29 protein-coding genes and 1 tRNA gene are annotated in these 23,222 nt (G+C 63.1%); 9 read left to right on the forward strand and 21 right to left on the reverse strand.

What is annotated here, in order from left to right:
• Positions 1-5: 5 nt before the first annotated feature.
• From ACODTY_RS16045 to ACODTY_RS16110, 14 genes are all read right to left on the reverse strand, one after another.
• Positions 6-281: a hypothetical protein gene (locus ACODTY_RS16045; protein ID WP_488995215.1), complete on the reverse strand. Its 276-nt coding sequence runs from the start codon at positions 279-281 to the stop codon at positions 6-8.
• Positions 281-1,888, reverse strand: a complete 1,608-nt coding sequence (locus ACODTY_RS16050) for a phage portal protein (RefSeq protein ID WP_488995216.1) — start codon at positions 1,886-1,888, stop codon at positions 281-283. Before ACODTY_RS16050 ends, ACODTY_RS16045 begins: the two co-directional genes overlap by 1 nt.
• Entirely contained in the window at positions 1,885-3,894 is a 2,010-nt protein-coding gene (locus ACODTY_RS16055) for a terminase gpA endonuclease subunit (protein WP_488995217.1), read from the reverse strand. The genes ACODTY_RS16050 and ACODTY_RS16055 overlap by 4 nt, the downstream gene beginning before the upstream one ends.
• Positions 3,891-4,457 carry a hypothetical protein gene (locus ACODTY_RS16060; protein WP_488995218.1) on the reverse strand — a complete coding sequence of 189 codons (567 nt, stop codon included), beginning with the start codon at positions 4,455-4,457 and terminating at the stop codon, positions 3,891-3,893. Before ACODTY_RS16060 ends, ACODTY_RS16055 begins: the two co-directional genes overlap by 4 nt.
• A 166-nt stretch (positions 4,458-4,623) precedes the next feature.
• A complete protein-coding gene (locus ACODTY_RS16065) occupies positions 4,624-5,151 on the reverse strand; it encodes a hypothetical protein (RefSeq protein WP_488995219.1) in 528 nt (175 codons plus the stop codon).
• A gap of 147 nt (positions 5,152-5,298) precedes the next feature.
• Positions 5,299-6,132 (reverse strand): hypothetical protein, encoded by an 834-nt coding sequence (locus tag ACODTY_RS16070; RefSeq protein WP_488995220.1) that lies wholly within the window; start codon positions 6,130-6,132, stop codon positions 5,299-5,301.
• Between the two features lie 388 nt (positions 6,133-6,520).
• A complete protein-coding gene (locus tag ACODTY_RS16075) occupies positions 6,521-8,332 on the reverse strand; it encodes a DNA primase family protein (RefSeq protein ID WP_488995221.1) in 1,812 nt (603 codons plus the stop codon).
• A complete protein-coding gene (locus tag ACODTY_RS16080; protein ID WP_488995222.1) occupies positions 8,329-9,663 on the reverse strand; it encodes a DUF7146 domain-containing protein in 1,335 nt (444 codons plus the stop codon). The genes ACODTY_RS16075 and ACODTY_RS16080 overlap by 4 nt, the downstream gene beginning before the upstream one ends.
• Positions 9,660-10,169: a hypothetical protein gene (locus ACODTY_RS16085; protein WP_488995223.1), complete on the reverse strand. Its 510-nt coding sequence runs from the start codon at positions 10,167-10,169 to the stop codon at positions 9,660-9,662. The genes ACODTY_RS16080 and ACODTY_RS16085 overlap by 4 nt, the downstream gene beginning before the upstream one ends.
• Positions 10,166-12,388, reverse strand: coding sequence for a DNA cytosine methyltransferase (locus tag ACODTY_RS16090; RefSeq protein WP_488995224.1), 2,223 nt, complete (start codon positions 12,386-12,388; stop codon positions 10,166-10,168). The genes ACODTY_RS16085 and ACODTY_RS16090 overlap by 4 nt, the downstream gene beginning before the upstream one ends.
• Entirely contained in the window at positions 12,385-12,600 is a 216-nt protein-coding gene (locus ACODTY_RS16095; RefSeq protein WP_488995225.1) for a hypothetical protein, read from the reverse strand. Before ACODTY_RS16095 ends, ACODTY_RS16090 begins: the two co-directional genes overlap by 4 nt.
• A 38-nt stretch (positions 12,601-12,638) precedes the next feature.
• On the reverse strand, positions 12,639-12,923 hold the full coding sequence (locus tag ACODTY_RS16100) for a hypothetical protein (RefSeq protein ID WP_488995226.1): 285 nt from the start codon (positions 12,921-12,923) through the stop codon (positions 12,639-12,641).
• A complete protein-coding gene (locus tag ACODTY_RS16105; RefSeq protein ID WP_488995227.1) occupies positions 12,913-13,293 on the reverse strand; it encodes a hypothetical protein in 381 nt (126 codons plus the stop codon). The genes ACODTY_RS16100 and ACODTY_RS16105 overlap by 11 nt, the downstream gene beginning before the upstream one ends.
• Positions 13,293-13,541, reverse strand: coding sequence for a hypothetical protein (locus ACODTY_RS16110; protein WP_488995228.1), 249 nt, complete (start codon positions 13,539-13,541; stop codon positions 13,293-13,295). Before ACODTY_RS16110 ends, ACODTY_RS16105 begins: the two co-directional genes overlap by 1 nt.
• Before the next feature lie 95 nt (positions 13,542-13,636).
• Between ACODTY_RS16110 and ACODTY_RS16115 the strand changes: the two genes are divergently transcribed.
• Together ACODTY_RS16115 and ACODTY_RS16120 are read left to right on the forward strand one after the other, a co-directional pair.
• Complete coding sequence (locus tag ACODTY_RS16115) at positions 13,637-13,906, forward strand: BrnT family toxin (RefSeq protein WP_488995229.1); 270 nt, start codon at positions 13,637-13,639, stop codon at positions 13,904-13,906.
• On the forward strand, positions 13,890-14,219 hold the full coding sequence (locus ACODTY_RS16120; protein WP_488995230.1) for a BrnA antitoxin family protein: 330 nt from the start codon (positions 13,890-13,892) through the stop codon (positions 14,217-14,219). The genes ACODTY_RS16115 and ACODTY_RS16120 overlap by 17 nt, the downstream gene beginning before the upstream one ends.
• A gap of 7 nt (positions 14,220-14,226) precedes the next feature.
• Here the strand turns inward: ACODTY_RS16120 and ACODTY_RS16125 are convergent, their stop codons facing one another.
• The 5 genes from ACODTY_RS16125 to ACODTY_RS16145 all read right to left on the reverse strand — a co-directional run bounded on the left by ACODTY_RS16125 (position 14,227) and on the right by ACODTY_RS16145 (position 19,055).
• Positions 14,227-16,929, reverse strand: a complete 2,703-nt coding sequence (locus ACODTY_RS16125; RefSeq protein ID WP_488995231.1) for a DNA methyltransferase — start codon at positions 16,927-16,929, stop codon at positions 14,227-14,229.
• A complete protein-coding gene (locus ACODTY_RS16130) occupies positions 16,926-17,816 on the reverse strand; it encodes a GcrA family cell cycle regulator (RefSeq protein WP_488995232.1) in 891 nt (296 codons plus the stop codon). The genes ACODTY_RS16125 and ACODTY_RS16130 overlap by 4 nt, the downstream gene beginning before the upstream one ends.
• Positions 17,813-18,313 (reverse strand): hypothetical protein, encoded by a 501-nt coding sequence (locus ACODTY_RS16135; protein WP_488995233.1) that lies wholly within the window; start codon positions 18,311-18,313, stop codon positions 17,813-17,815. The genes ACODTY_RS16130 and ACODTY_RS16135 overlap by 4 nt, the downstream gene beginning before the upstream one ends.
• 448 nt (positions 18,314-18,761) lie before the next feature.
• Positions 18,762-18,836 (reverse strand) — tRNA-Met (locus ACODTY_RS16140).
• Between the two features lie 21 nt (positions 18,837-18,857).
• Positions 18,858-19,055, reverse strand: a complete 198-nt coding sequence (locus ACODTY_RS16145; RefSeq protein ID WP_488995234.1) for a transcriptional regulator — start codon at positions 19,053-19,055, stop codon at positions 18,858-18,860.
• 85 nt (positions 19,056-19,140) lie between these two features.
• On the opposite strand from ACODTY_RS16145, the gene ACODTY_RS16150 reads away from it, so the two are divergent.
• Entirely contained in the window at positions 19,141-19,836 is a 696-nt protein-coding gene (locus tag ACODTY_RS16150; protein ID WP_488995235.1) for an XRE family transcriptional regulator, read from the forward strand.
• Here ACODTY_RS16150 and ACODTY_RS16155 read toward each other — a convergent pair.
• Together ACODTY_RS16155 and ACODTY_RS16160 are read right to left on the reverse strand one after the other, a co-directional pair.
• Positions 19,833-20,084: a hypothetical protein gene (locus ACODTY_RS16155; RefSeq protein ID WP_488995236.1), complete on the reverse strand. Its 252-nt coding sequence runs from the start codon at positions 20,082-20,084 to the stop codon at positions 19,833-19,835. The genes ACODTY_RS16150 and ACODTY_RS16155 overlap by 4 nt on opposite strands.
• Positions 20,085-20,289: 205 nt before the next feature.
• Complete coding sequence (locus ACODTY_RS16160; protein WP_488995237.1) at positions 20,290-20,625, reverse strand: hypothetical protein; 336 nt, start codon at positions 20,623-20,625, stop codon at positions 20,290-20,292.
• Positions 20,626-20,637: 12 nt separating this feature from the next.
• On the opposite strand from ACODTY_RS16160, the gene ACODTY_RS16165 reads away from it, so the two are divergent.
• The 6 genes from ACODTY_RS16165 to ACODTY_RS16190 are packed head-to-tail and all read left to right on the forward strand — an operon-like array spanning position 20,638 to position 23,222.
• Positions 20,638-20,793 carry a hypothetical protein gene (locus ACODTY_RS16165; protein WP_488995238.1) on the forward strand — a complete coding sequence of 52 codons (156 nt, stop codon included), beginning with the start codon at positions 20,638-20,640 and terminating at the stop codon, positions 20,791-20,793.
• On the forward strand, positions 20,793-21,194 hold the full coding sequence (locus ACODTY_RS16170) for a hypothetical protein (protein WP_488995239.1): 402 nt from the start codon (positions 20,793-20,795) through the stop codon (positions 21,192-21,194). The genes ACODTY_RS16165 and ACODTY_RS16170 overlap by 1 nt, the downstream gene beginning before the upstream one ends.
• Entirely contained in the window at positions 21,191-21,700 is a 510-nt protein-coding gene (locus tag ACODTY_RS16175) for a hypothetical protein (protein WP_488995240.1), read from the forward strand. Before ACODTY_RS16170 ends, ACODTY_RS16175 begins: the two co-directional genes overlap by 4 nt.
• The gene (locus tag ACODTY_RS16180) at positions 21,697-22,383 is read left to right on the forward strand and encodes a hypothetical protein (RefSeq protein WP_488995241.1); all 687 of its coding nucleotides are present in this window, start codon (positions 21,697-21,699) and stop codon (positions 22,381-22,383) included. The genes ACODTY_RS16175 and ACODTY_RS16180 overlap by 4 nt, the downstream gene beginning before the upstream one ends.
• Positions 22,384-22,385: 2 nt before the next feature.
• Positions 22,386-22,862, forward strand: coding sequence for a single-stranded DNA-binding protein (gene ssb / locus ACODTY_RS16185; protein WP_488995242.1), 477 nt, complete (start codon positions 22,386-22,388; stop codon positions 22,860-22,862).
• Between the two features lie 15 nt (positions 22,863-22,877).
• Positions 22,878-23,222, forward strand: coding sequence for a hypothetical protein (locus ACODTY_RS16190; protein WP_488995243.1), 345 nt, complete (start codon positions 22,878-22,880; stop codon positions 23,220-23,222).

The following is a 23,222-nucleotide window of genomic DNA, read 5'->3' on the forward strand; positions in this document are numbered from 1 at the left end:
GGTTCCTAGCAACCGACAAACCGGATGCGCTTGGCATAGCGAACGCGGCGGCCGTTCTTCGCCGAACATGCTGAAGCAAGCCGCATGAGTTCGTCATCCAACGCTGCGATGTTGCTGGCAGCGACGCGAAGCCGCCGCTGGTTCACCGGCGAACGGATTTCAATTTCCTCGACACGGTCACCGGCCAGAAGTTTCAGCTTGACCGCATAGAGCGCTTGGTAAAGCGCGCATGGATCCTCGGCATCGACGGAGTTGCCGTCGATCGTCACCATGTTTGCCATCAGGCGTTTTCCTTCGTTTTCGCCTTGTCGGCCGGGATCACGTCATCCTTCTCTGCCCCTGCCCCGGGGTTGCGCACGAACGGCGACGGCATGCCTTCGTCGGTGTAGCGCTTGTGCCAATACAGCCGGCGCTCAAACACCTCTTCGGCGTCCACGCCGATCTCGGCACATTCCATGTCCAGCGTCGATGTACCGTTGAGCAGCCGCTCACTGGCAGCCTTGGCGCTCTTCTGGTCGTCGGCGGTGGCCTTGGCCGGACCTTGCCATGTCGCCCACAACACCTTGTCGCGGTTGGCCCGAAACGCCTCGTAGCCGCCCTTGAACGGCAACCTGCCGGTGCCGATCATTTCATCGACCATATGCTCGTAGCCGAGCTGGCAGAGTGGTGCGGCTATCCTTTCGCGCCGGCGTGTCACCACGGGATGAAGCGATGCCCCTTCCATGCGTGTCGATGAATAGGTCGAGCCCTCGTAGTTCATCGTATAGCTGGCTTGGCTGATACCGATGGCGCGCGCCATGCCGCGCTGCAGTTCGTTCGACACCGGCAGAAATTGCGGACCAGGAATGCCGGTTGACATCAATTCAAGCTTTTCGCCCGGCGCCAGGTGCGAAATCTTCGGGTCGCTGCCGACTGAAATGTCGCTCTCCGCTGCGTTGTCCAACGTGCTGAGAAAATAGTCACGATACTCGTCGCGTAGCTTCTTGTTTTCCTGACCCTCGCCCAGCGCTTCGAGCGCTTCGAACGCCTCCGCAGAGAATTTCTCGCTGGTCAGCACCTGTGCGAAGACGGTCTGCAGGATTTGCGCCTGCACCGTCGCATCGACCAGCGTCTCCCATTGCAGATATTCGCGGAATGCCGCCACCAGCCTCGAAATGCCGCGAACATCGTCACTGTCGATCGGATCAAAGGCATGGACGACCATTTGCCTGCCCGCCGCGTCGTGGGCGCGATAATCCCGTTTGACGAGGACGCTGTCTTCTTTCTCGGCCAGACGATAGGCCACGGGTCGGCCATTCTCGTCATGGATGACGCCCTGATAGAGATTTTCGAAAGCGCTCGTATCCTGGACGAGCTTTGTCGGCGTCGTCAGGCACATCTTGGTGGCCGACGAGATTCCGTAGCACCCGCGCGTCCCCGCGGACATGTAGTCCATCAGCATCAACGCTTCGCCGTAGACGACATCGTGGCGCAGCGAGATATCGATCATCTGCGGCACAACAAATTTGCCCCGTAGATCGCATTCGCGCTGGTTCCAAGCCCAGTGCTTCCATTCGGCCTTAAGCAGCTTGACGAACTCGTCAGTCTCCTTCTTGTCGTAACCAAGCTTCGACAAGTCGGGCAGAGGGTTGAGGATCAGCTCGACGCCGACGGTGTCGGCAATCACCTGGTCGACTGCGCCACGCAACCGGCCTGAATTCTGGATGATGTCCATCGCAAGCCCGGCCGCCCGGCGCCAGGCGACGCGAACATCCTCGCGGTGATGGCGCAACGACGCGCCACGTGTCGACAGGATCCTCGAACGGCTGTCGCGCAGATAACCGGCACTGGGAGACGGGCGTGACACTGCCGCACCGCCCCTCCCGAATATCCGGTCCAGCAACTTCATGTCCGACGTTTCCACTTCTGGCGACGAGCTTTCGATGCCTCATCGCTGCTGATTTCAACCGGCTTGTTCGGCGCCTCCTCTGGTGCCTTTGCAAGCTGACGCAGGCCGTTGAGCAGGTCCGGCTCCGGCTTCGACCCCAACCGCTCCCGTAGCGCTGCCCAGTCGTCCGCCTTCATCGTCGATAGGCCGAGCAGTTCGGCCATGGCCATGCCGTAGACATGCGCGTCGAGGCAGTGATTGTCGCGCCGCAGAACCTTCCATTCTTCATGGATTTTCCCGCGCACGACCTCGGCAACGAAGGCTTCCGCCGTGAGCTGAAGGAAATACTCCTTCGGCAGGAACTCGCCGAAATGCACGTATCCGGGCGGATCGGCCGGTTCACCGGAACGCAACCCCGGTTTGTGCAGGTTGGCGAACAATTCGGACTTCAGCCCCCAGTTGCCGACCGGCCAGAGCATGGCGCTGCCGAAGCGCTTGCGCTTGCCCCGCTTGGTGACTGACTTCTTCGCCGGAACGCTGATCGCCGGAATGCCGCGGCCGCCAACGCCCTTGACGGCGTAGGCATTCGGGCGGCGGCGACACCATTCGAGCACCTGGTTGGTGCGCCCGCCGTCACCGCCGTCGACGGCCAACGCCTCGATCCGCCGTTCGCCTCCGAACGCATCCTCAAGAGGCTTGGCGAAAAACCTGTCGAGTTCGACCCATGCGCCTTCGAGGATGTTGTCGGTGGCGCCTTCGAAAAAGCGGACCCCCAGAACCCAGCTCTGCCGATCCTCGCCAAAGGTAAGCACGACCGACCAGATGCCGTTATGCTGCACGTCCGCCCCGGCAACGAGGATCAGGCCGCCGGCCGGAACCTTCATTTCCGGGAACGGTTCGCGCCGCTCCATCAGCCGTTCGTATTCGGGCGCGTTGCCCTTTACCTTGGCCGGCAAACCCAGCACGAGGTTGTAAACGCCCTTTTCGCCAAGGCCGCCCGGTTTCACATGGCTGAGCACGTCCTCGGCGATCGCCTCGTAGCTCATCATGAGAGAATCGAAGGCGTCGACATGGAAGCCTGGATGACGATCCGGGCCGGCCGCCGTGGCGATGTAGCGTCCGTTGCGAACGCCGATTACCCGCTCGGTTTCCGATATTTCGTGGTTGCAGTTCTCGCACTGGTACCGCGAACGGTGCGGGTGCTCCCGGTCGAGGACGAAATTCTCATAGAACTGCTTTTGCCACGCGTGACACTCCGGGCACTGGATATTCCAGAAGCGCTGGTCGGAACGCTTGAACGACCGGTCGATGCGGCAGTGGCCAGGCGCATCTCCCAGATCGTCGCCCGTATCGATTTCCGGCGTCGAAAGCTCGAATATCTTGAACGACTTCGTTCTGCGAAATGCCGTGAAACGGCCGAAGAACAGAGTTTCCGGATCGTCGCCGTTGACATGGGTCTGCCACTTGGAGACTTCGTCCTTCACGCCGTACCGCGTCGTCTTGCCGGACAGGTCAGTCGCTACATTGGCGTTCGCCAGCATCAGCGAGCCGCCGGCAAAGCGCTTCTCGTAGATCGTTGACCCTGCACCGGAACGGGAGACTGCCGGGAAGATGATCTTCTTGCCGGTTTCTGTCTGCCATGCCTCGATGAGAGGCTGCAGCTTTTGGCTGTTCATGTCCTGCAGGAAGTCGATCGATGGCAGGCCATAGATCGTGTTGTCCGGCGCGGTGTCCGCGATGTAGAGCGCCCAGGCAAGGGCGAGGATTGAGACACCGGTCTGCTGCGATTTGCGCACCGTCACCAGGTTGCAGGAGTGTTCGACACTCAGGCAGTCGGCTATGTCCCCCAGATAGGGCGCATCTTCCAGCGCCCACAACTCTCCCTTCTTAAGCCCGTCGACCAGGACGATGTTCTTCGGCAGCCAGTCGCGAAAGCGCGCCGGCGGACGCGGCCTGATCGCCTCGGCAAGGGCCATTGCGGCGAGGCGCAGCGCTCCGGGATGGCCCGGTCCGACATGGATGCTCAAAGATCCTCATCCTCGAGCGCGTCATCATGCTCGGCGGCCTTCTCGATGATGGCGCCAAGGCTGTCCGCTATTTCCGTGTTCAGGTCGAACGCGATCTGCCGCAAAAGCACGCGCAACCCGTGCGAGCCCTCACGCGAAACAGCCAGCGCCATGTCGTCTGCCTTGTTCTGCAGGCGGGCGATGCTCGACTGGATTTCCCGCCCGCACACCGTAAGCGCGTCGCGCATGCGATCGGCCCGCACCAGCTGGCCGATCTGCTCTTGCCGCCTGATCTTTTCCCGCCCGACTTTCAGCCAGGCTTCCTGCCGAAGCGCCTCGTCTCGCGAGGTGCTGGAATTAGCGGGCTGGGCCGCTGGGGCCTCCTTGCGAGCGGCCGCCACCTTCTCGGAACTGGCGAACTCGCCGCGATAGTGGTCGTAATGCGCCAGCGAAAACCGGATGATGCGATCCCTCGCGTCACGCTCGACCGGCAAATCATGGTCATCGACCAGACGCCGCACGAGTTTCGTCACCGCCTGCTTGGTAACCCCGTCGCGCGCAGCCACTTCCGCTGGCGTAGCCATCACGGTTTCTTCAGACGGCATCCTGACAACTTCCGTTATGCCGCTGACAACCCTGACAACCCAACTTTTTCGGCGGTGCGACTAGCGGAAACCCGGGGTCGCCCCGGCCCGCAGGAGGGCAATTCCATTGTACGGTCCCTAGACCGGGGGGTGCCCCTGCACCGTCTCATTTGGGGAGGATGCGCTCCAGTTCGTGGATGAACCGAGGCAGCAGCACGTCCTGAACGACTTCGGCAACGAGAGGCAGGTAGACCTCCTCGTGGTTCGTGATGTCGTGAGCAGGGTTCGGACCGAACAGCTCGCGGATCGGCGTGCGCGCCATACCCTGCCGAAGGAACACACCACGGTGGCCGCTCGACATGGTGGCCAGAAATGCGTGGCGATAAGAGCCGCGCAGCCTGACATTGACGCCCTTGCCTGTCTGCGTCGCCCCCAACTTGTAGAGCGGCAGCCAGCCCGATCGGACGATGATCTCCTGCGTGTTGCCGCCGGCATTGAAATGCGCGGTGGTCAGCTTTCGAATGACGCCGGCCGGCAGCTTGATGCGTGGCGCCTGCCGCTTGATCAGCCTCGACCGGGCCGTATCGGTCACACGCCGCAAGGCCCGAGCCATGGCCTTGACCTTGATATCCTCCGGCAAGCGGGCAATCGCCCGGCTCAGATGGACGAAATCGCTGGCGTCGGCATCAAACACGAAATGCCCCCATTACAGGAGCGCCAGTCATGACAGCCTCCCCGCGATATGTTGGGCTTCCGGCCAATGAAAAACCCGCCGCGGTTGCCCGGGCGGGTTGGAAGCTTTTTATCCGTGACAAGGTGTATGTCAACTTTCTGCCGCACGTCAACAGGCTTCGGAAACTTTTTTTGATGCCCGCCCCTGTGCTGGCGCAACGAGGCTGACCCCACCAAGATCCTGTGGCAGCCACGGCGTCATCGAGCGGTCGGACTGCGCAATGCGGTGTGCGACCATCTTGCCCGCAATCGCCCTGCCGACCAGGTCGAGGGCAGCGACCCATATCTGCCAGTCCAGGCGCGAGAGTACATCGCCGGTCGGATCGTCCGAAAACTCATATTTGCGATAGGCGCCGCGTGCGGGCCGCTGCGAGCGGACATTGAAGCCATCCACCTCCATCTCGTATTTGCGACCGAATTCATCCGTCATGCGCCTAGTGACGAACCACGCAGGCTTTCCCCCTCGTTGGATCATGCGCACCTTCGACGGTTCTGCCAGCCACATCGGCTCGCGGCCAAGGATGGCCGTTCCGACGACGAGGCTGACGATGCCGGCACGGCGGCGCATGACCGGCCGCAACTCGTAGCGCTCGACCGCACGCTGCACGGCAGGCATCACCAGCCCGTCATCGTCCGGCCAGTCGGCCAGCGCGTTCCATCCTTGCGGAATGACCACGTCGCAGAAGGCCAGGTCGGAAACCGCCTGACCGATGGCCAGCGCATCAGGATGCGGCTCGCCCTGCTCGATCAGAAAATTACCGCCCCCGCGATCGACGTCCACCATCGCCATCAGTTCGGCAAAGGCCGTGATCTTGCCCCATGACGATGCCTGCAGCATGCGCCAGGCCGAGTTGGCATTGTCCAGCCCGTCCACACCACCGCCCTTCGGCAATTCATGGACGAAGGCCCATTGCAGCAACTCTTCAACCGTTTTTGTCTTCATTTTCCACCTATCGTCCCAAATTTCAGCCTTGCCTCCCACTTATAATACCTATCCTCCCATTTTGATTTCCTCCAACTCGTTGAAAATAAAGACAAAGACAGGAAAAACGGGAGGCGAGGGAGGCAAGGGAGGCAAAGCCGCGCCTATATGTGAGAACTCAATCGCCCTTTCTTTGCCGAAGACCCACACCCCTTTATCAAGCGCGCGCGCATGAGAACCGGGGAATTAGCCTCCCTAGCCTCCCTAGCCTCCTAACCATCTGATTTCCCACACCCTTTGAGCGGGAGGCAACGCCAATACGTTGGAAATATCCTCCCTGACCTCCCGCCGTTGCCTCCCGACGGGGCGCAATGGCGCGCAATGCCATGCTTCTGGAAAAGGGTCGGGGTCATTGGCCGTAATCCTCCGGCGATGGATCGGGAGCGCGGCCGGTCGGCTTGATGAACTCGTCACGCACCGAAATTCCGCGATAGTAGGTGACGCTGCTCTTCGCCCGCCAGAACTGGTGCATCTTGCCGTCAGGCCCTTCCCACGACATGCGCGTGTAGTCGGGGAACCTGCGAGCGAAGGTCGCCTGCTTGAACTCGGCTGCGCCTTCGCGGCTTGCCCAGTTCGAATAACCGATGAAGAGATCGCCGGGCGTCGAACTGTCCGCCTCCTGCCCTGTGACCGAGCACGCGCCGCGAATGAAGGCTCCAATCGGATCACTCTCCTCGCGATATTCCTGTGTGGCGAGAAGCACCTTGTCGGGAGGAGCAAGGCCATAATTGAGATAGTCGAGCGCGCCCTCGACCATCCACGCAAACACGCCATCGGCTTCCTTGCGCAGCTTGCGCGGCAGGGCGCGATCCACCTCCTCGCGCGGTATCTGGACTTCCCACGGCACCAGGTTGACGCGCCGCCAGATGCCATCCGACGTATCGTCGATGCGAGGCTTATGGTTGCCCGAGAGGATGATCTTGAACTGGGGCAGCACCTCGATGAAATCCTGATGCAGGCGCCGCACCGGTATCTTTTCGCCGCCTGTCAGCGTCTTGATGAGAGCGTCCTTGAGCTTGACCCCCATCTCCGGCTCGGAAGCCGCGACGACACGCGCACCAGGCAGGCGGGCAAGGTCGGGCGTCGCCTCGTTGCCGCCGCGGCGGCTGTCACCGGCAAAACTGTCGATGGACAACGTCACGGCGTAATCGCCGAGGATATCGCACAACAGGTCGACGAAGGTGGACTTGCCGTTGCGCCCCGCGCCATAGAAGAACACGAGACATTGCTCGACGGTGATGCCGAGCAGGCAGTAGCCCACGAAGCGCTTCAGGAAGGCGCGGATATCATGATCCGGCTGCACGCGCTTCAGGAACTTGTCGAACTCTTCCGCCTTGGCGTCGGGCAGCCATGCGAACGGCGCCAGCTTCGAAATGAAGTCCGCCGGCCGATGCGGATCGACGCGGACGCTCCAGCGATAGACCGGATCGTCTGGATCAGATTCCTCGTCTTCCTCGCGCACGAAGCGCAAGGTGCCGGTCAGGCAGTTTACGGCATAGAGATCCTTGTTGAGGTCACCCACCATCTTGGCGACGTGGGGAGCCGCCTCGGTCATCGCGTTGTTGAGTTTCGAGGTTCCGGCACTCGACTTGGCATGCTTGTGGCGGGCCGATTTGCGCCCGTTCACGATGGTGCGGGCTTCCTCGCCATCCTCCACCTGCTCTTCCAGCGCCACGTAACGGGCAAGTTTCTCCTCGTCCCAGTCCTTCTTGGGGAGGCCCATCTTCTTGCGTTCGATCTTTGCCGCGCGGCCGACCTCGATCACCTTCTCCTCATCCTGGGTGGCTGTCAGCATCCGCGCTTCGTCGGAGATCATCTCCGCCGTTTTCTGGACCAGCGGGCGAACGATCGAACCGTCTTCGTCCTCCTTCCAGCGGCGGCCGTCATAGCCATGCCAGCCGATGCGGGCGACGTGGATGACCCGGTTTCCGTAGCGCGCAAGAAAACGCCGGCCGTTGCCGATGTCGGTTTCGGGCTCGAGCGCGCACTCGTTGAGAATTTCTTCCGGCGACAGGTCCTCTGCCGGGTAGGAAACCGGCTCCGGGTCTTTCTGCGGCAAAGGGGATGGGGCATCGCCAGCGGCGAGCGCGGCCTGCCGGTTGGATTCCTCGAGCATGGCGGCGACCGTGTCTGGCACACCGCCCGATTTCTTCTTCGTCACGCGCCAACCTCGTCAAACCCTGTCCCGGCCAGCAATGCGGCCCAGTCCGTTCCCTGCCGTGGCCACACCACCGGTATAAGCCTGCCCGGCCTCGCGTGGCGGGCGCGCGCCCGCGTCATCGCGGCGGCCGTCATCACCCGCTCGGAATCTCCATCAGCAAGCAGCACCAGCTCGTCGACATGATCCGGAACCACCATCGCGTCAGGATCGGCGCTGTCGTCATGAAAGAGCGGCGCCGGCCCCGCCACCATCACCGGCCGCTCGCGGCCGAGCCGGTCGGGCTTGGTCAGATCGGGATGGGCAAAGCGCGATTTCGGATCGGCGGGGCCTGCCATGTTGCCGAGGTCGCCGGCGGCGAAATAGAACGTGTCCTCGCGGAAACCTTCGAAACGCCCGAAGGCGAGCGTGTTCTCTATGCCTTCCGCGCCAAGCCAGCGTCGGGCTGCCGGGCTGCCGCAAAGCGGGGTGACGCCACCCTTCTTGGTGCCGCGCATCTTCTTGGTCGGCAGCGCCTCGTAGAATTCGGCTTCGATATGTTGCCGACAGGGCGACGGGTCGCCGTAGCGCCACTCGGGCAGTTTCTCCTTTAGGCCCTTCTGCGTCAGGCCGAACAGCAACGGCCGGAATTTTGGCGCGCGGGAAAGGTCGATCCATGTGATGTGACAGCCGATGATGACGCCGGCAGGATCGATGAACGGCGCGATCATCGCCGGGCCGGTGTAGAGCGCCAGCGGAGCGCCGCGATCGTCCTGCCCATGCCAGTAAGGCACATCGGCCGCGACATGCAGCCAGCGCGACCGCGGGGCCACAGCGCCGCGCTTGTGCAGATAGTCCCTGCCATGCGGCAAGGAGGACGTCGTGAGCAGTCCCGCAGCCTCATAGATGCCGCGCGCCTTCCTGCGTTCCCGCTCGCGAAAATCGGCCTGCGCGGCGGCGCGCTCCTGCTCGGCTTCGGCGTTCTTGCGGCGCTGCTCCTCGATCCTCGCCAGGCGCGTGACCTTGTCTTCCTCGCTCTCGCGCTCGCCCTCGGCTGGTATGTCGCGCCCCAACACGGCCGAGCAGGCTTCGAGGAAGCCGGAGCGCACCTTCAAGTCGAGGCCGAGATTGTGCGCGGCCATGCCGATCGCATCCTTGCCGCCGACGCTGCAATGGCGGCAGTGCCAGTTGTTCTTGTCCGTGTTGAAGGAAAAGCGATCGGTTCCGCCCGACACCGGGCATGCCTGCGGATGCTCCTTGCCCGACTTGCGGAATTTCAGGCCCAGCCGCACTGCCGCGTCCTGGATCGACACGCCGCGCGCTTCTTCAATGAAGGTGTCGAGGATGGACGTCATCGCCGCACCTCGACGACATGGGTCAGATGCCAGGTGCCGCTGGCGCGCGGAACGCATTCCTTTAGGATGTGCGGGACCAGGATGCGTTGCCAGTCGCGAAGCGCGCTCCACCCGCTGCCGTTTCCAATCGCGTTGATATCGAAGATGCCGACCTCGCCATCGGGTCGCGTCGCCGCGCCAACCCAATGCGTATGGCGATAGGCCCATCGGGGCGGCACGCAGGGATCTGTCCAAGGGCCGTGCCATTGCACCCGGCAAAGACCATATTCCGGCCAAAGTCCCGGCGGCTTGACCAGCACCCAGTCGGCCTTGAGGCTGTCCAGAACCGCCCACATCAATGTGGGATTGGTGTAGTGCTTGCGCTCGAAGTCACCCATATGCGGACGAAGTTCGTCCAGAGTCAGGCCGCAGATCGCAGCGATGGCTCCCGGGCCGCAGTTCGCGCCCCATTCCTCATAAGCACGATCGGCATCCTCGGCGGTGAAACGTGGTGCGACGATCTTCATTCCGCCGCCTCCTGGTAGCGCGCCAGGTGACCGCAGTTGGCGAACACAATCGCTGCCGCCACGGGCGGTGACACGGAATTGCCGCAGCACGATATCTGCACCGACTTCGGCAGCGGCTTGCCCTCGAAGTCGAGGTCGATAATGTAGTCGGACGGAAAGCCCTGCGCCTTGAACAGCTCGCGCGGGGTCAGCATGCGCATGCCGATGTCGACGATGATGAACGTCACGCCGTCGATATCGACCTCGACGAACTCGCGCTCGTCCCAGAAGCCATGCGCGCGCATGAAATCGGCGACCTCGTGGGCGCGGGCGATCTGGGTGGCCGTCAGCGGCTCCGGCTGAAGCTCACCCTCCACATGGCCGAACCTGGCTTTGGACGTCGCCGTGTGCAGCGGTTCGTCTAGCCCACTTTCCTGTTCCACGCCGTAGTATTTGCTGATGAACGGCGCGACGAGGCTCAAGCCAGCGCCGCCCGCCGTCACAGTGTGCGTCGGCTCATCCGCGCCGTTGAACGGCTTGCCGGAATTGCGCATCGTCATCAGGTGCGGCGCGATCAGCATCGACTTGTTGACATCGGCCGTCGCGGTATGTGTCGGCTCGTCCACGCCGTGGCCGGTCGAGGTGCCGAACTGGCGCGAGACGAAGGCCGCGATCACGCCCTGCTGAGGCGTCGCGGTAATGGTCGACAGCGGCTCGTCGGCAGGCCGGCCAGGATTGACGCCGCCGTCCCGTCTTCCGTCATTGTTGTGCTGGGCAAGGAAGGCCGCCGCGACGCAGACATCGGCCTTGGCCGTGATGGTGGCGGCAGGCTCGTCGCCGCCGCGTGGGCGGCTCTGTCCTGCCCTGCCGCCACAACCGACCAGCGTCGGGACAGCTACCGCGTGTTTCACGCCGCCGGCGACTACGGTGCCGAGTGGTGCGCCAATGTCGAGCGAGCGCGGCGCCTGCCCCTCGCGTTCCCCATAGCCAGTCTGGATCAGCGTCGGCGCGATGACCACGTTCTGGTCCTTCGTGCTGGCGCAGATCGTGTGGACAGGATCCTCGACGCTGCGATTGTTTCCGCCCTGCTGCGCGTAGGACAGCACCGGAGCCACGACGCCGAGCGGAGCCGCACCGCCCGGCCTCTTCTTGAAGCTGTTGGCTGTGACCGTGTGCAGCGGCTCATCGACGGCGTGCCCGGTCGACCCGGACTGGAATTTCACGATGGAGGGCGAAATCACAGCATGGTTGATGCCGCCGGCGGTCACGACCGACAGCGGATCATCAACGGATCGGAATCCCTTGCCCCACCGCTTCACGCCGGATGGCGAGACCTCGCCATGCGCAACATCGACAAGGAACGGCCGCCGCTTGGCATGAAGCACATAACGATCGACGCCCCGAGCAATCCGGCTTTGTGTGGCCGTGGCAGTCGGACGAACCGCCCGAAGACCATATTTCTCCCAAATCTCTTCCTTGGTGTCGAAGATCGACGGGCAGGGTTGCGCCCAGTCGATGATTTCCGCCGCCGTGCGGTAGGGCAGAAGTTTGCCCTTGGCGATCAGCTTCGCATCTTCGGCCTTGTTCTGGTCGCCGTGCGTGCGCTTCGGCCAGACGATCTTCTTGCCGTCGAACCGGATGACGATGAACAGCCGCTTGCGGATCGTCGGCGCGCCATAGTCGCAGGCCCGCAGCTCCCGCCATTCCAGCTTGCCGCCCAGCCGTTTCAGTGCCTTGCACCACCGCTTGAACGTCTCGCCCTTCTTCTCCGGGTCGGGCATAAGGCCCTTTTCGGTATCGATCAGCGGGCCGTAGTCCTGGAATTCCTCGACGTTTTCGAGAATGACCACGTCGACCGATCCGCCGCTTTTCTGGATACGCTCGATCCATCCCGGAATGATCCAGGCGAGGTCGCGAATGTTGCGCTCCACCGGCTTGCCGCCCTTGGCCTTGGAGAAGTGCTTGCAGTCGGGCGAAAACCACGCCAGCCCGATGTGCCGCCCCGCGAGATAATCCAGAGGGTCGACCTTGTAGACGTTTTCCGAGATGTGCAGCGTCTCGGGGTGGTTGGCCTCATGCAGCGCCAGCGCCGCCGGATTGTGGTTGATGGCGATATCGGGCGAGCGGCCAAGCGCCATCTCTATGCCGGTCGATGCCCCGCCGCCGCCGGCGAAACTGTCGATGATCATCGGCGGCAGGTCGAGTTGCGCCAGCTTCGGTTCGAAGTTGAGCAGGTTCATTCGTGGTCACCCGCCAGCGTGAGTTCACCGCCGCGCCGGAAAGGCACGAAGTTGACCGTGGTGAGGTGTTGAAAGTCATCCCGCGACAGATGCAGGTGCCGCCGAACCTGGCTATCCGACAGCCTCATCTCGCGCAGCAGCGCGATGCCTTCCGCCTGCATGACTTCCGGCAATGTACGGAACCGGTCGGGATTGACGCCCTTCAGCGGCACGCCAAACCCACCAGGTCGGAAAGCAGTGCCTCGGGCCGTCATTCCGCCTTCTCCCGCACCGACCACTCATAGGGCTGGATGGTGATGACGCCGGCCGAGCCAAACAGGAACGGCTTGCGGTCGAGAATGGTGCGGCCGCCGTGGCCGTCATCCGTGGTCCACAGGCGCTTGCCGCTCACCACGCCATACTGCGCAAGCTCCTGCCCCAGCGCCTCAACGCTCGCGCAATCGCATTCGAACACCAGTCGGAATGCCCCGCTGTCGTTGCCGTGCCGGCTGACCAGATGAACCCAATAGACGTGTTTTGCCCGTTCACCCGGCATGGGTGGCCTCCTCTGTTTCAGTGCTGTTCCCGTGAAACATTTCCTCTGCCTCGCGCGCCTGATCCGCCGCTAGCGGCAAGGCCGAACGGCCGTCGCGCCCGATGGCGCGCCCCGCCGGAGCGACCTCGTCGCGTGAGGCAAAATGAACATCCGGCGCCTCGTAGAAGGCTCGGAACGACAGTTTCATCCAGTCGCAGACGGCGATGACCTTCGGCGCGGATACCGGCTGGCCGTTGCAGATGCGCGAGAGATCGGCGGCGGTGACGCCGATCTCGGCCGCGCAGACGCGCCAGCCTCGGCCGTCGCTTTCCAGCCGCGCGCGCAACAGCCTGCCAAGGCCGCGATAGTCGTATTCCGCAAGCCGGCCCATCAGCGGCAGTCCTTCTTGCGGAAGAAGTCGGGCTGTTCGCCGATCCACGTCGCCAGCGCGAGAAACTCGGCCTCGCCGGGGTTGCGGGCGCGAATGGCGCGCTCGACCGCTTCCGGCGTCACCTCGGCCTCGCGCGCCACCCGGTTGACCGACTTGCGGCGATGGATGCGCCGCGCTTCGAGGAACAGCGCGAAGGCCTCGAAATCGATTGTGGCGGGGTCGATGGCGACAGGCTGGGCGAGGCTCAAAGCGGCCTCGCACAATTATTTATTGTCATGACAATAATGCTTGTGTCCCGCGTATTTATCGGGTAGACAATAATTATTGAAAGGGACGGGCGGACATGGAATTCGAGTGGGATCAGGACAAGGCGGAAGGCAACCTCGCCAAGCACCGCGTCGCCTTCGAAGCCATCGCCGCCTTCGCTTTCGAAACCGCTCTGGTGTGGCAGGATGATCGCAAGAACTACGGCGAAGTGCGCATGATCGCCTTGGGCTTCATCGAAGGCCGCCTGCACCACCTCACCTACACGATGCGCGGCAACGTGCTTCGCGTCATTTCGCTGCGCAAGGCCAACGACAGGGAGAACGACCGCTATGTCGAAAACCGTTAGACTGACCATCGACCCGCTCGCCGGCCGCAAGCCGATGACGCGCGAGGAAGCCCTCAAGCTTGCGTTGAAGAACAAGGCCGATATGACCCCGGAGGAGGACGCCGCCATCACGGCCGCCGCGCTGGCCGACCCCGACGCCCAGCCATCCGACGACCTGATGCGGCGCAAGCGCGGCCGCCCGTTCGCCGAGGCGCACAAGGAAAAGGTGTCCGTGCGGCTCGATCCCGAAGTGCTGGCCCACTTCCGCGCCCTGGGCGCGGGCTGGCAGACCCGCATGAACGAGGCGCTGCGCAAGGCGGCCGGGCTGAAGTGACCGGCCGTCATTCCGCCGCCTCCACCGCCAGAGGCTCGGCCTGGTCGGAAAGGATCTCGGCTTCGAGCAGGTCGAACAGCGACGGCCCCTTGCCGCCGCGCGCGGCTTCCTCGGCATAGGCGACGCCGTCGGCGAAATAGTCGGGGCTCAGTTCGAAGGCGACGGCTTTGCGCCCCATGCGCAGCGCACAATAGGGAACCGTCATGATGCCGCCGAACGGGTCGAACACCGTTTCGCCCGGCATGGTGTAATCCTCGATCGCCGTTTCCACGATGTCGAACTGCAGCGGGCAAAGATGCATCTCCTTGCCCTTCTTCTGCTGGTGCATGTTCAACGTGCGCATGCGCGCCACGTCGGTGCGGATCGCCGGGTGCTCGATGTGCGGCGGTGCGATCATGAAGGTTGGCGGCAGCCGCCCGGCCTCGTCCAGTTCCTCGCAGAACGCAACATGCGTCTCGCGGTTGTAGACGTGGGTCAGGCACCATTCCTTCCAGCCACGATAGATCGACTTGCCGTCGAGCCTGACCAGCCGCGCCAGCTCGTCCGGCAACAGCGGCCGGTTGCCGTCGGAGCGGTAGATTCCGTGGGCATCGAGTTGCCAGCGGCCGCGCGAATAGCCGGTGCCTGCAACTGGGCGGATGCGCTTTCCATCGAAATCGTCGTCGCCCGGCGCGACCGGCCGCCCGTCGATGACGGAGACGAAATCCGGCTTTTCCTTCACCACAGGTGTGTCGGCATAGCCGCGGCTGCGGTCCGTCTGCGCCTTGCGGAATTCCAGCAAATATTCCGGCATGCCGTGGCCCATGCGGGTGCCATCCTTGCATTGCTCGGACCAGCCCAGCCGGTAGGTCTGGTTGTTTTCGCGCACCACGTCGGTGCCGATGGTGATGCGCGAGAGGAAGGCAAAGCCATGTTTCTCGAAGCGCGCGCGGCATTCGTCGGAAAAGGCCGATACGGTCTGGAAGCCAAACCCGTTGATGCCACCCGGCACGATCCGGTCCTTGACGTGGATGACGGCGCGGCGCCCCGGCTTCAGCACGCGCAGCAATTCAGGGATCAGGAAATCCATCTGCTCCCAGAAGTGCGCGTCATTATCCGAATGGCCCATGTCGTGGTAGGAGGGCGTGTATTCGTACTGCGTCGAAAATGGCGGAGACGTGACGACCAGGTCGACGCTGTCGGCTGCAAGCGCCGCCGTTTCCAGCACGGTGTCGTTGTTGACGAGGAAGAAGCCGTCGCCGCGCACCTCGCGCCGCTCGACGCCCAGCGAGCGCTTCAACGCGCCGGCGATCGCCTGTTCGGCCAGCCCGTAACGGCGGATGATCGCCGCCATCTTCTCGGCCTGCGCCTCGAACTCGCGCCATTTGCGCTCAAGCTCGCGCCGCGTCTCGCGCTCTGCCTCGGTGTAGATGAGGTCGGCGCGCACCGGCTCGGTCTGGCCGAAGCGCTGGGTGCGGAACAGCGACTGGAAGAAATCGTGGAACTTGAAGCCGATGCCGAGATAGATGTTCCAGTGGCAATGGCGCTGGAAATTGCAACCCGAGCCGGAAATCACCGGCTTGGTGGCAAGCTCGGCGAACTCGCCCCGCGAGAAGCCGACGACGCGCTTTTCCTTCTCCTCGTCGTCGAGATTGCCCCAGACGGCCTTGGCTTCCGGCAGCGCCTTTTCGATCGCAGCGCGTTCCGTTTCGAGATCGTGCCAGATGATGCGGTGCGCGCCCGGATCCTCGGCGCGGATTTCCATCATCTTTTCGACGCGGGCATCGAGGCTGCGCTTCTTTTCCCGGCTCGCCTCCACCACGCCATGCGCGGCGCTGGCGAACATGCGGCCCTGCCCGTCGCGCTCGCTCCCTGCCTGGCTGTGATCGGAAGCGATCTCGTGCCAGCGCACGTCGATGGGCGGCAGGTCGTAGCCATCGTCGGAATAGCCGAGGTCGGACGGCTTCTGGACGAACAGCGCCCAGCTCGAAACCCACAGCCAGAATTCCTCTTCCTTGTGCGGGTGAAGCGTCAGCTTGTCGGCCTTGGTGCTGTCACGCTTGAAAAAGCGCGTCTTCGCCTCGCCCACGTCCATCACGCCGAGGAATGCGGCATAGGCCAGAAGCTCGACATATTCGTTCGGGTCGGGAATGGCGGTGGCGACGAACCTGTATCTCACGCCCTCGTGCTTGACGCCGCCCTGCCGGTCGTCGCCGGCGAATGTCGCCATGAAGTTGCGGAAGGTTTTCGTGCCGCCGAAGCCGCGCAGCACGGCGGCCTCGTCAAGCGATGCGGCGGTGAACAGAAGAGGGTCGAGCTTGCCGTCGCGCAACGTCTCGTAATTGGTCAGGTGGATGAGCTTGGTGCCCTCACCTTCCCTGTTCGCCTCCTCCATCTGTCCCGGCCGGTTGACGAACTTCAGTTCCAGACCGGGATGCCGTTCCTGCTGTTCAAGGAAGAACTCGTGGCGCACGCCGAGCGGCACCACCTGCAGCGCGTGGCCGCCGGCATGCATCATGCATTGGCGCAGGATTTCGAGCTGGGTCGAGGTCTTGTGCAGGCCGAAGCGCAGGAACAGCGCGCGCCGGCCGCCGCGGCATGCCCAAGGCACGATCGCCTGCGTCATCGGCTTGAGCAGCGGGTTGACCGTGGCCGGATCGACCTCGAAGCCGAGCGACGGCGTCGGCGCGGCCTTGGCCTCCAGGAACTGCCAATAGGCTTCCTTGTTCATGCCGGCACCTGCTGGCGCTGGCCATCGAGTATGGCGGTGAAGACCGAGATATCGGTGGAGCGCTGCACCAGCGGCCGGAAACGGGAGGCGCGGAATGGCATTTCGCCATGAAGGGCAAAGTGCACTTCATCAATGAACAGCGCCGGTTTTCGCACGACCTCGACCAGCCTTACGCCGAGGTAGTCGCCGAGCCAGTCGGACCTGCATCCGACCCAGCGAAGCGTGTAGATGCGGTCAAGCACCAATTCTACGTCACCGCGCACGCTGGTATCCGCCGCGTCTACGCACACCACCTTCATGCCCACATGCCAATCGAGGATGCTCATGCCGCCCTCGCCTGATGCTGGCTGTGAAAATGGCGGTGGCAGTAACGGTTGCTCCGCGCCGCAAACCGGCATGCGCGGGCCATCCTCGGACAGCGGGTCGCCGATGAAGTGCAGGCAGCGATCGGCAAACAGCGCGTCGAGGAAAGCGACCGGGAGCGGTGCCGGCAGGTTTTCAACAACAGGCGAAGCCTGCAAGGGCGACTGCCCGTCGGGCACGTTTGCCCGCCCATCCGGAGCGCCTTCGGCGCGTGAGGCAGAAGAAAAGGCGGCCGGAGCATTCGTGTGCGGCGAAGAGGCTCCGGCCTTGCCGGCGCTGGGTTTGGCGGGGCGCGCCGGTTTGGTGTTGAGCGGTTTCGACCTGGCCGACGCGCTACGCGTCGCAGGCCGGGCAAGCGTGCCGAGCCCGCCCTTGCCGCGGTCGATCTTGGCGATGATGGAATTGCGGGAGCGTGCGCTGCGGAATTCGGCGTTGAGCCGGAAGGCGATCTGCGTGGCAGACAGGTCTTGGGCGGCAAGCGCCTTCAGCCGCTCCGTTTCCTCGGGCGTCCAGACCCTGATCATGCCGCGCCCCTTCCGGAACGAAGTACCGAGACGCCACCCGAAGCCTTGGCCGTGGCCAGCACGTCGTCGAGCTTGTCGGCCACGCTGCGCACCACCGAATTGATTTTCTGCAGCTCGTTGACTTCGTTGACGGAATAAAAGCCGTCGCTGCCGGCCTGCGCCGTGCGCGCCATGAGCGAGGACACCTGCCCGACAAGATCCGCGACCTGCGTCGACAGGCAGGCGATCTCAGTCTCGCGCTCGTCGGGTGCGGTCAGCGTGTAACCGCTGAAATCGGCCATGATCTTGCTGACCAGCGGCCTGCCGCAATCCTCCTCGAGGATCATCACGCAGTTGACCTGCATCAGGTCGGCGTCGGTCGGGCTGCGCCAGCGGCCCACCTGGCTCTTCGACATCGAGGTCAGCTCGGTGACGCGTTCGATCGTGCCGCAGGCTTCGATTAGGTCGCGCTGCGCGGCGCGGAGCCGGTAAAACCAGCGGTCGGTGAATTCAGGCATCGCAGGCCCTTTCGACAAGACAAAAGATTTCCCGCGCCGGGAAATCACGGCGTGTTTTCCCGTGGCGGGAAGCGTTCGGAACTGGTCAGATCGCGGGCATGAAAACCCGCACGCACATCACATCATCAAGGCGGCCCCTGGCACCGGAAGGGTGCCCAAAGGCGCACCCTTCCGGCCCTGCGGTCATTTCCGGCCTGCCGCCGCAAGCCCGAACGGGCGTCGCTTGCCATGGCAAGCGCCCCGGCCGGAGCCTTTGGCGTGAGGCCGAAACAATGGGCGGCGGCCTGAAGCCCTACGCGGCAAGCCGCGTTCCCAACGGGTACCGGGGGCCTTGCGAGCCGTACCGGACCGCCCTCTCTCTCGGGGGGAATTGCATTCGCCAGCAGGCGTATCCCTCGTTTTTGATCCTCAGGCGTATGAAGCAATTGCCTTCGGCTGCTGGCGAAACTGGTTGCAGGAGCGGGACTCGAACCCGCGACCTCTTGGTTATGAGCCAAGCGAGCTGCCTCTGCTCCACCCTGCTGAAACGGAACGCGAAGGCTGGTCATTCGGCAGCCTCCCGCGGATACAGATCGGGGCGAATGTCGTGTCGGGAGACGCCTGTCAGCCGCTCGAAATCCAGCACACGTTCAGCCGGCACCTTCTTCCACGAATAGAAGGCCTGATGCTTGATGCCCAAGCCATCGGCCAGCTTTCCCAAGCCGCCCGCAAGCTCCGCACCTTTTTGAACGAGGTCGATCATGGTCGATATTGGTAAGTTATACCTACCTACATTGTCAAGCCCCAAGGTAGGTGCGAAAAAAGTAAGCGGCAATTACAATGGCGGCATGGCCGTTGACAGCATCGACACCCTTGGCGAACGGATCAAATATGCCCGCGAAGCTGCGAAGCTGACGCAGAACGATGTCGCACGGCATTTCGAGATTTCGCGCGTGTCAGTCACGCAATGGGAAAGCAACACCACCAAGCCCGACATCACGAGGGTCAGCGAATTGGCCGGCCTGCTCAATACGTCGGTGGATTGGCTGATCGAGCGCAAGGGATATCCTCCCCTCGCTGTCCAGGTGAAGTCCTACCAGGAAGGCGCAAAGCCTCGCATCATACCGGGAAAGGATCTTGTCGGGTTGAAGGACATGCCTGTCTATGCGGCAGCCATGGGCGGCGACGGTCACATGATCGTCAACTTCGATCCCATCGACCACGTCAAGCGGCCGGCCGTCCTTCAAAACGTCAAGGGCGGCTACGGCATCCTGGTCAAGGGAGATTCGATGGTGCCGGCCTACCGGGAAGGCGACACAGCCCTTGTAAACCCGCATTTGCCGCCGTCTCGCGACACCGACGTTGTGCTCTATCACACCCCGCCCAAGGAACGCGGCGAGGAACTGGCCATCATCAAGCGCCTGACGGGCATAAACGACAATCAATGGAAACTTGAACAGTACCGGCCGGCGCTGGAGTTCTCCGAAAGCCGGATCGATTGGCCGGTCTGCCACCGCGTGGTAGGCAAGTACAACGCCCGCTAACAGGCGATCAACAGTTCCGCTTCAAGCGCCGGCACCTCGCCGTGGCTGGCAATCACCACAGCATCCTCATATTCACCGGTCGCAGGATTGCCGGTCCGGCTGAATGCCATAACACCGGTCTTGATACCGGCGAGGCGACCAGCCAGGCGAAGCGCATGATCCCTATCAGTCGCCTGGACCGGCGCGTCTGGCGACAGAAAACCAAGGCGTGTCCGGTCGAAGGACTGCACAACAAAGTAGGTGAGCATCAAAACCCCCAAGGCACTGCAATTCCTGACAGACCATGACTCGTTAACGAGAACAAAACAAGCACAAATGATTCGCACTTTGTGAGCGGAAATTTTGCAGCATCGGACCTATCGTAAGTTTTACCTACATAATCACGCTTGACATAGTAGGTAGGTATAACTTACCTTCCGCAACCATCGCATCAGCCGATGGAGCTTTCCCGTGTCACTTTCTTTCCAGCAGCCTCGGCCCATTCGTGCCTTCAGGCCCGTAGAGCGCCTCGCCAACGAGACAAACGTCATCCGTGCTTTTCCCGTAAAGGTCAGTCAGCGTCCGGTTGTGGCTGACTGTGGCGACGGATTTGAACGTGTCGTCGAAGGAAATCTTCGCCGCAGCGAGATAGACGGTGGCGCGGCCATTGTTGAAAGCAAGGGTCGGGCAAAGCTCGGCGATAGCCATGGCCTCTCCGTACTTGCGGGCGACGGTATCCCGCGCATCACTTGCCAGGCTCCCGCCGGCGAAAGCCGCTACGAGCGCCGCCGTCAAAACAAATCGTCTCATTTTCAACCCCCGATGGTGCCGGTTCATCTTGGCTCTTTCGAAGGAGAGCGCAAGCGCCAGTGCCACAGCACCCATGACGAGAGCTATGGCCTGACACAGGCGCTTCTATCCCTGCTCGCAATCGTCTCGGCCCTCTTCGCCGTCGCCGCGTTCACGGGGGCGCTGTGATGGGTGGCCCTTGCGAACCATTGACCGAACGGCAGGAATTGATCGCGGAGCTCGAAGCGCTTGGCTACGACACAATGCCAGGTGTTCAACGCGACTGGAGCGATTGGCGCGACAGGTTTTCGGACGACGATCTTCGAAGGACCATCGCGAACATCAATCGCTGGATTGAACAGGCTGCCAGCGTCATCGCAGCCGACGAAGCCCCCGAACTTCCCGACATCTCCGAACTGGTCGAGGCCATTCGCGAAACGGTCGCTGCCGGCGACGGCTACAACGAAGCGCACCCGAATGAAGCGCCGACCGTGGACAGCACGGTCGGCAAGCGCTGGCGCGAGGCCTTCGCCAACCTTCGATCCCTCCTTTCTGACTGCGACAAGGCAATGGAGGCCTTTGCCAAATGACCCACTCGGAGCCCTACCACCGTTCGTCCCGCCAGATGCGGGCGATCCATCCGGAAGCCGGCGCAGACGTTCATCCGCGCTGCCTCGAAATGGCCGAAGCCATGCGCGAGGGCGCCAACACCTGGAAGGCGCTGGTCGCGGCGCAGTTCACGCCGGCGGAAATCAACCTGCACTACCAGCGGGCGCATGATCTGGCGCTTGAACTCAGCGTGCGCCAGGTCGCGACCCGCGCCGACACGCTGGAAGACGTGATCCAGAAGGCGCGCGAGGCGATCCCGAACCGCCCGCCCCTGCCGCGTGGCATCGAGGAAACGCAGGACACGCTGATCCGCTGGAGCCTCTACTGCCAGGCCCGCGCCGCGCTGACCATCGACCCATGGGCCAGCCAGCGCGAACGCTGCCTCGACCTGCTGCGCCGCTATCTCGACCGTTCGGCCATGTTCACGCCGTCCAAGAACACCGTCGTCGCCAAGGTGGCCGAGGGCTTTCCGAAGGTGATGCAGTGAACGCAGTCAGCATGCCGAAGACGGTAAAGGTCGTTCCGTCGTTCAACCCGGACGGCACGGTCATGGACCTGCTCAACCCCGTTCCCACCGATATCGACTTCGCCGACATGGCGGACACATTGAGCAAAATCGCCCGCTTCAACGCCATCTGCACCGGCCCGGCTTATTCGGTCGCCCAGCACAGCGTCATAGGGGCCGACGCGCTCGACCATGAGACCGGCGACAAGATCCTCGCCGGCTATTTCCTCCTGCATGACGGGCATGAATACCGCTTCGGCGACTGGCCGCGCCCATCCGTCGAGGCTGTCATCTGGCAGGCCGTCCAGTTCGCCGGCAGGGACGATGCAACTGCGGGCCTCAAGCACTTTATCGGCGAGGCGATCCGTAGGGCAGTCAAAGCGCAGAAGCACGCGCTCGACCTCGCCATCTGGAAGGCCGCCAACCTGCCGGAACTCGACCTGATGCCGATCTATGCCCGCCAGGTGAAGGACATGGACGATCGCATGCTGCGCGCCGAAGGGCTGGCGCTGTTCGGTCCCAAGGCCGCGCCGCATCTTCCAGCCGCCAACAGGCCCGCGCCGCGCATCGTCGGCAACCTCGCGAAGCCGTGGCCGGCGGCCAAGGCGCGCGAAGCCTTCGTCGACCGGCTTGAACGCTATCTCGGCATCGTGGTGAGGGGCTGACCATGGCAGGAAGTCTCAACAAGGTCATGCTGATCGGCCACCTTGGCGCCGACCCGGAAATCCGCCGCACCAACGCGGGCGACCCGGTCGTCACCTTCCGGCTCGCCACCTCCGAGAGCTGGCGCGACAAGAACAGCGGCGAACGCAAGGAACGCACCGAGTGGCACACTTGCGTCGTGTTCAATGAAGGTCTCGCCAAGATCGCCGAGCAGTATCTGAAGAAGGGCTCGAAGGTCTATGTCGAGGGCCAGATGGCAACCCGCAAGTGGGAAGACCCGTCCGGCCAGACGCGCTATTCGACCGAAGTCGTGCTGCAGAAATTCCGCGGCGAGCTTCAACTGCTCGACAAGGCCGAACGGCCCAACCGCGACCCGGATGACTACGGCAGCCAGACCGGCCGTTCCGAGCGCAATCCCTCTCAATCAAACAACTCCGGCCAGACGCGGCATCGCGACCTGGACGACGAGATTCCTTTCTAGGCGAGGACACCAACCATGAAGAAAATCCGCGACGGACAGACCATCATCGGCATGCTGGAAGGCGGCGAGCTTGCCTCGTCTCTCGGCACCGAAATCACCGAGACGCTGGCGAAACTGAAAGAGCTTGCCGGTGACCGGCCGAAGAACGCAGTCAAGGGTTCAGTCACCCTGAAGGTGGAACTCAAGGTCGAGAACGGTGCGGTCGAGATCGAATGCACCCTCGACTCGAAGCGCCCGAAGCCTTCCCGCCCGCGTTCGTTCTACTGGGTCATGGATGACGGCTCGCTTTCCACCGAGCATCCCCAGCAAACCGACATGTTCGCCGGGCCGCGCGAGGCACGGCGCACCGAACCGGCGTGA

The organism is Mesorhizobium sp. FG116 (assembly GCF_057809835.1).

What these genes read in the sequence shown, in the direction of transcription:
- ACODTY_RS16100 (WP_488995226.1), bottom strand. Translation starts at nt 12,923, where the DNA reads ATGCCGGGTGAACGGGCAAAACACGTCTATTGGGTTCATCTGGTCAGC.
- ACODTY_RS16170 (WP_488995239.1), top strand. Translation starts at nt 20,793, where the DNA reads ATGGGTGGCCCTTGCGAACCATTGACCGAACGGCAGGAATTGATCGCG.
- ACODTY_RS16085 (WP_488995223.1), bottom strand. Translation starts at nt 10,169, where the DNA reads ATGAAGATCGTCGCACCACGTTTCACCGCCGAGGATGCCGATCGTGCT.
- ACODTY_RS16060 (WP_488995218.1), bottom strand. Translation starts at nt 4,457, where the DNA reads ATGGCTACGCCAGCGGAAGTGGCTGCGCGCGACGGGGTTACCAAGCAG.
- ACODTY_RS16160 (WP_488995237.1), bottom strand. Translation starts at nt 20,625, where the DNA reads ATGAGACGATTTGTTTTGACGGCGGCGCTCGTAGCGGCTTTCGCCGGC.
- ACODTY_RS16125 (WP_488995231.1), bottom strand. Translation starts at nt 16,929, where the DNA reads ATGAACAAGGAAGCCTATTGGCAGTTCCTGGAGGCCAAGGCCGCGCCG.
- ACODTY_RS16045 (WP_488995215.1), bottom strand. Translation starts at nt 281, where the DNA reads ATGGCAAACATGGTGACGATCGACGGCAACTCCGTCGATGCCGAGGAT.
- ACODTY_RS16150 (WP_488995235.1), top strand. Translation starts at nt 19,141, where the DNA reads ATGGCCGTTGACAGCATCGACACCCTTGGCGAACGGATCAAATATGCC.
- ACODTY_RS16175 (WP_488995240.1), top strand. Translation starts at nt 21,191, where the DNA reads ATGACCCACTCGGAGCCCTACCACCGTTCGTCCCGCCAGATGCGGGCG.
- ACODTY_RS16120 (WP_488995230.1), top strand. Translation starts at nt 13,890, where the DNA reads ATGTCGAAAACCGTTAGACTGACCATCGACCCGCTCGCCGGCCGCAAG.
- ACODTY_RS16190 (WP_488995243.1), top strand. Translation starts at nt 22,878, where the DNA reads ATGAAGAAAATCCGCGACGGACAGACCATCATCGGCATGCTGGAAGGC.
- ACODTY_RS16090 (WP_488995224.1), bottom strand. Translation starts at nt 12,388, where the DNA reads ATGAACCTGCTCAACTTCGAACCGAAGCTGGCGCAACTCGACCTGCCG.
- ACODTY_RS16070 (WP_488995220.1), bottom strand. Translation starts at nt 6,132, where the DNA reads ATGAAGACAAAAACGGTTGAAGAGTTGCTGCAATGGGCCTTCGTCCAT.
- ACODTY_RS16050 (WP_488995216.1), bottom strand. Translation starts at nt 1,888, where the DNA reads ATGAAGTTGCTGGACCGGATATTCGGGAGGGGCGGTGCGGCAGTGTCA.
- ACODTY_RS16145 (WP_488995234.1), bottom strand. Translation starts at nt 19,055, where the DNA reads ATGATCGACCTCGTTCAAAAAGGTGCGGAGCTTGCGGGCGGCTTGGGA.
- ACODTY_RS16155 (WP_488995236.1), bottom strand. Translation starts at nt 20,084, where the DNA reads ATGCTCACCTACTTTGTTGTGCAGTCCTTCGACCGGACACGCCTTGGT.
- ACODTY_RS16105 (WP_488995227.1), bottom strand. Translation starts at nt 13,293, where the DNA reads ATGGGCCGGCTTGCGGAATACGACTATCGCGGCCTTGGCAGGCTGTTG.
- ACODTY_RS16135 (WP_488995233.1), bottom strand. Translation starts at nt 18,313, where the DNA reads ATGCCTGAATTCACCGACCGCTGGTTTTACCGGCTCCGCGCCGCGCAG.
- ACODTY_RS16165 (WP_488995238.1), top strand. Translation starts at nt 20,638, where the DNA reads ATGGTGCCGGTTCATCTTGGCTCTTTCGAAGGAGAGCGCAAGCGCCAG.
- ACODTY_RS16080 (WP_488995222.1), bottom strand. Translation starts at nt 9,663, where the DNA reads ATGACGTCCATCCTCGACACCTTCATTGAAGAAGCGCGCGGCGTGTCG.
- ACODTY_RS16130 (WP_488995232.1), bottom strand. Translation starts at nt 17,816, where the DNA reads ATGATCAGGGTCTGGACGCCCGAGGAAACGGAGCGGCTGAAGGCGCTT.
- ssb (WP_488995242.1), top strand. Translation starts at nt 22,386, where the DNA reads ATGGCAGGAAGTCTCAACAAGGTCATGCTGATCGGCCACCTTGGCGCC.
- ACODTY_RS16115 (WP_488995229.1), top strand. Translation starts at nt 13,637, where the DNA reads ATGGAATTCGAGTGGGATCAGGACAAGGCGGAAGGCAACCTCGCCAAG.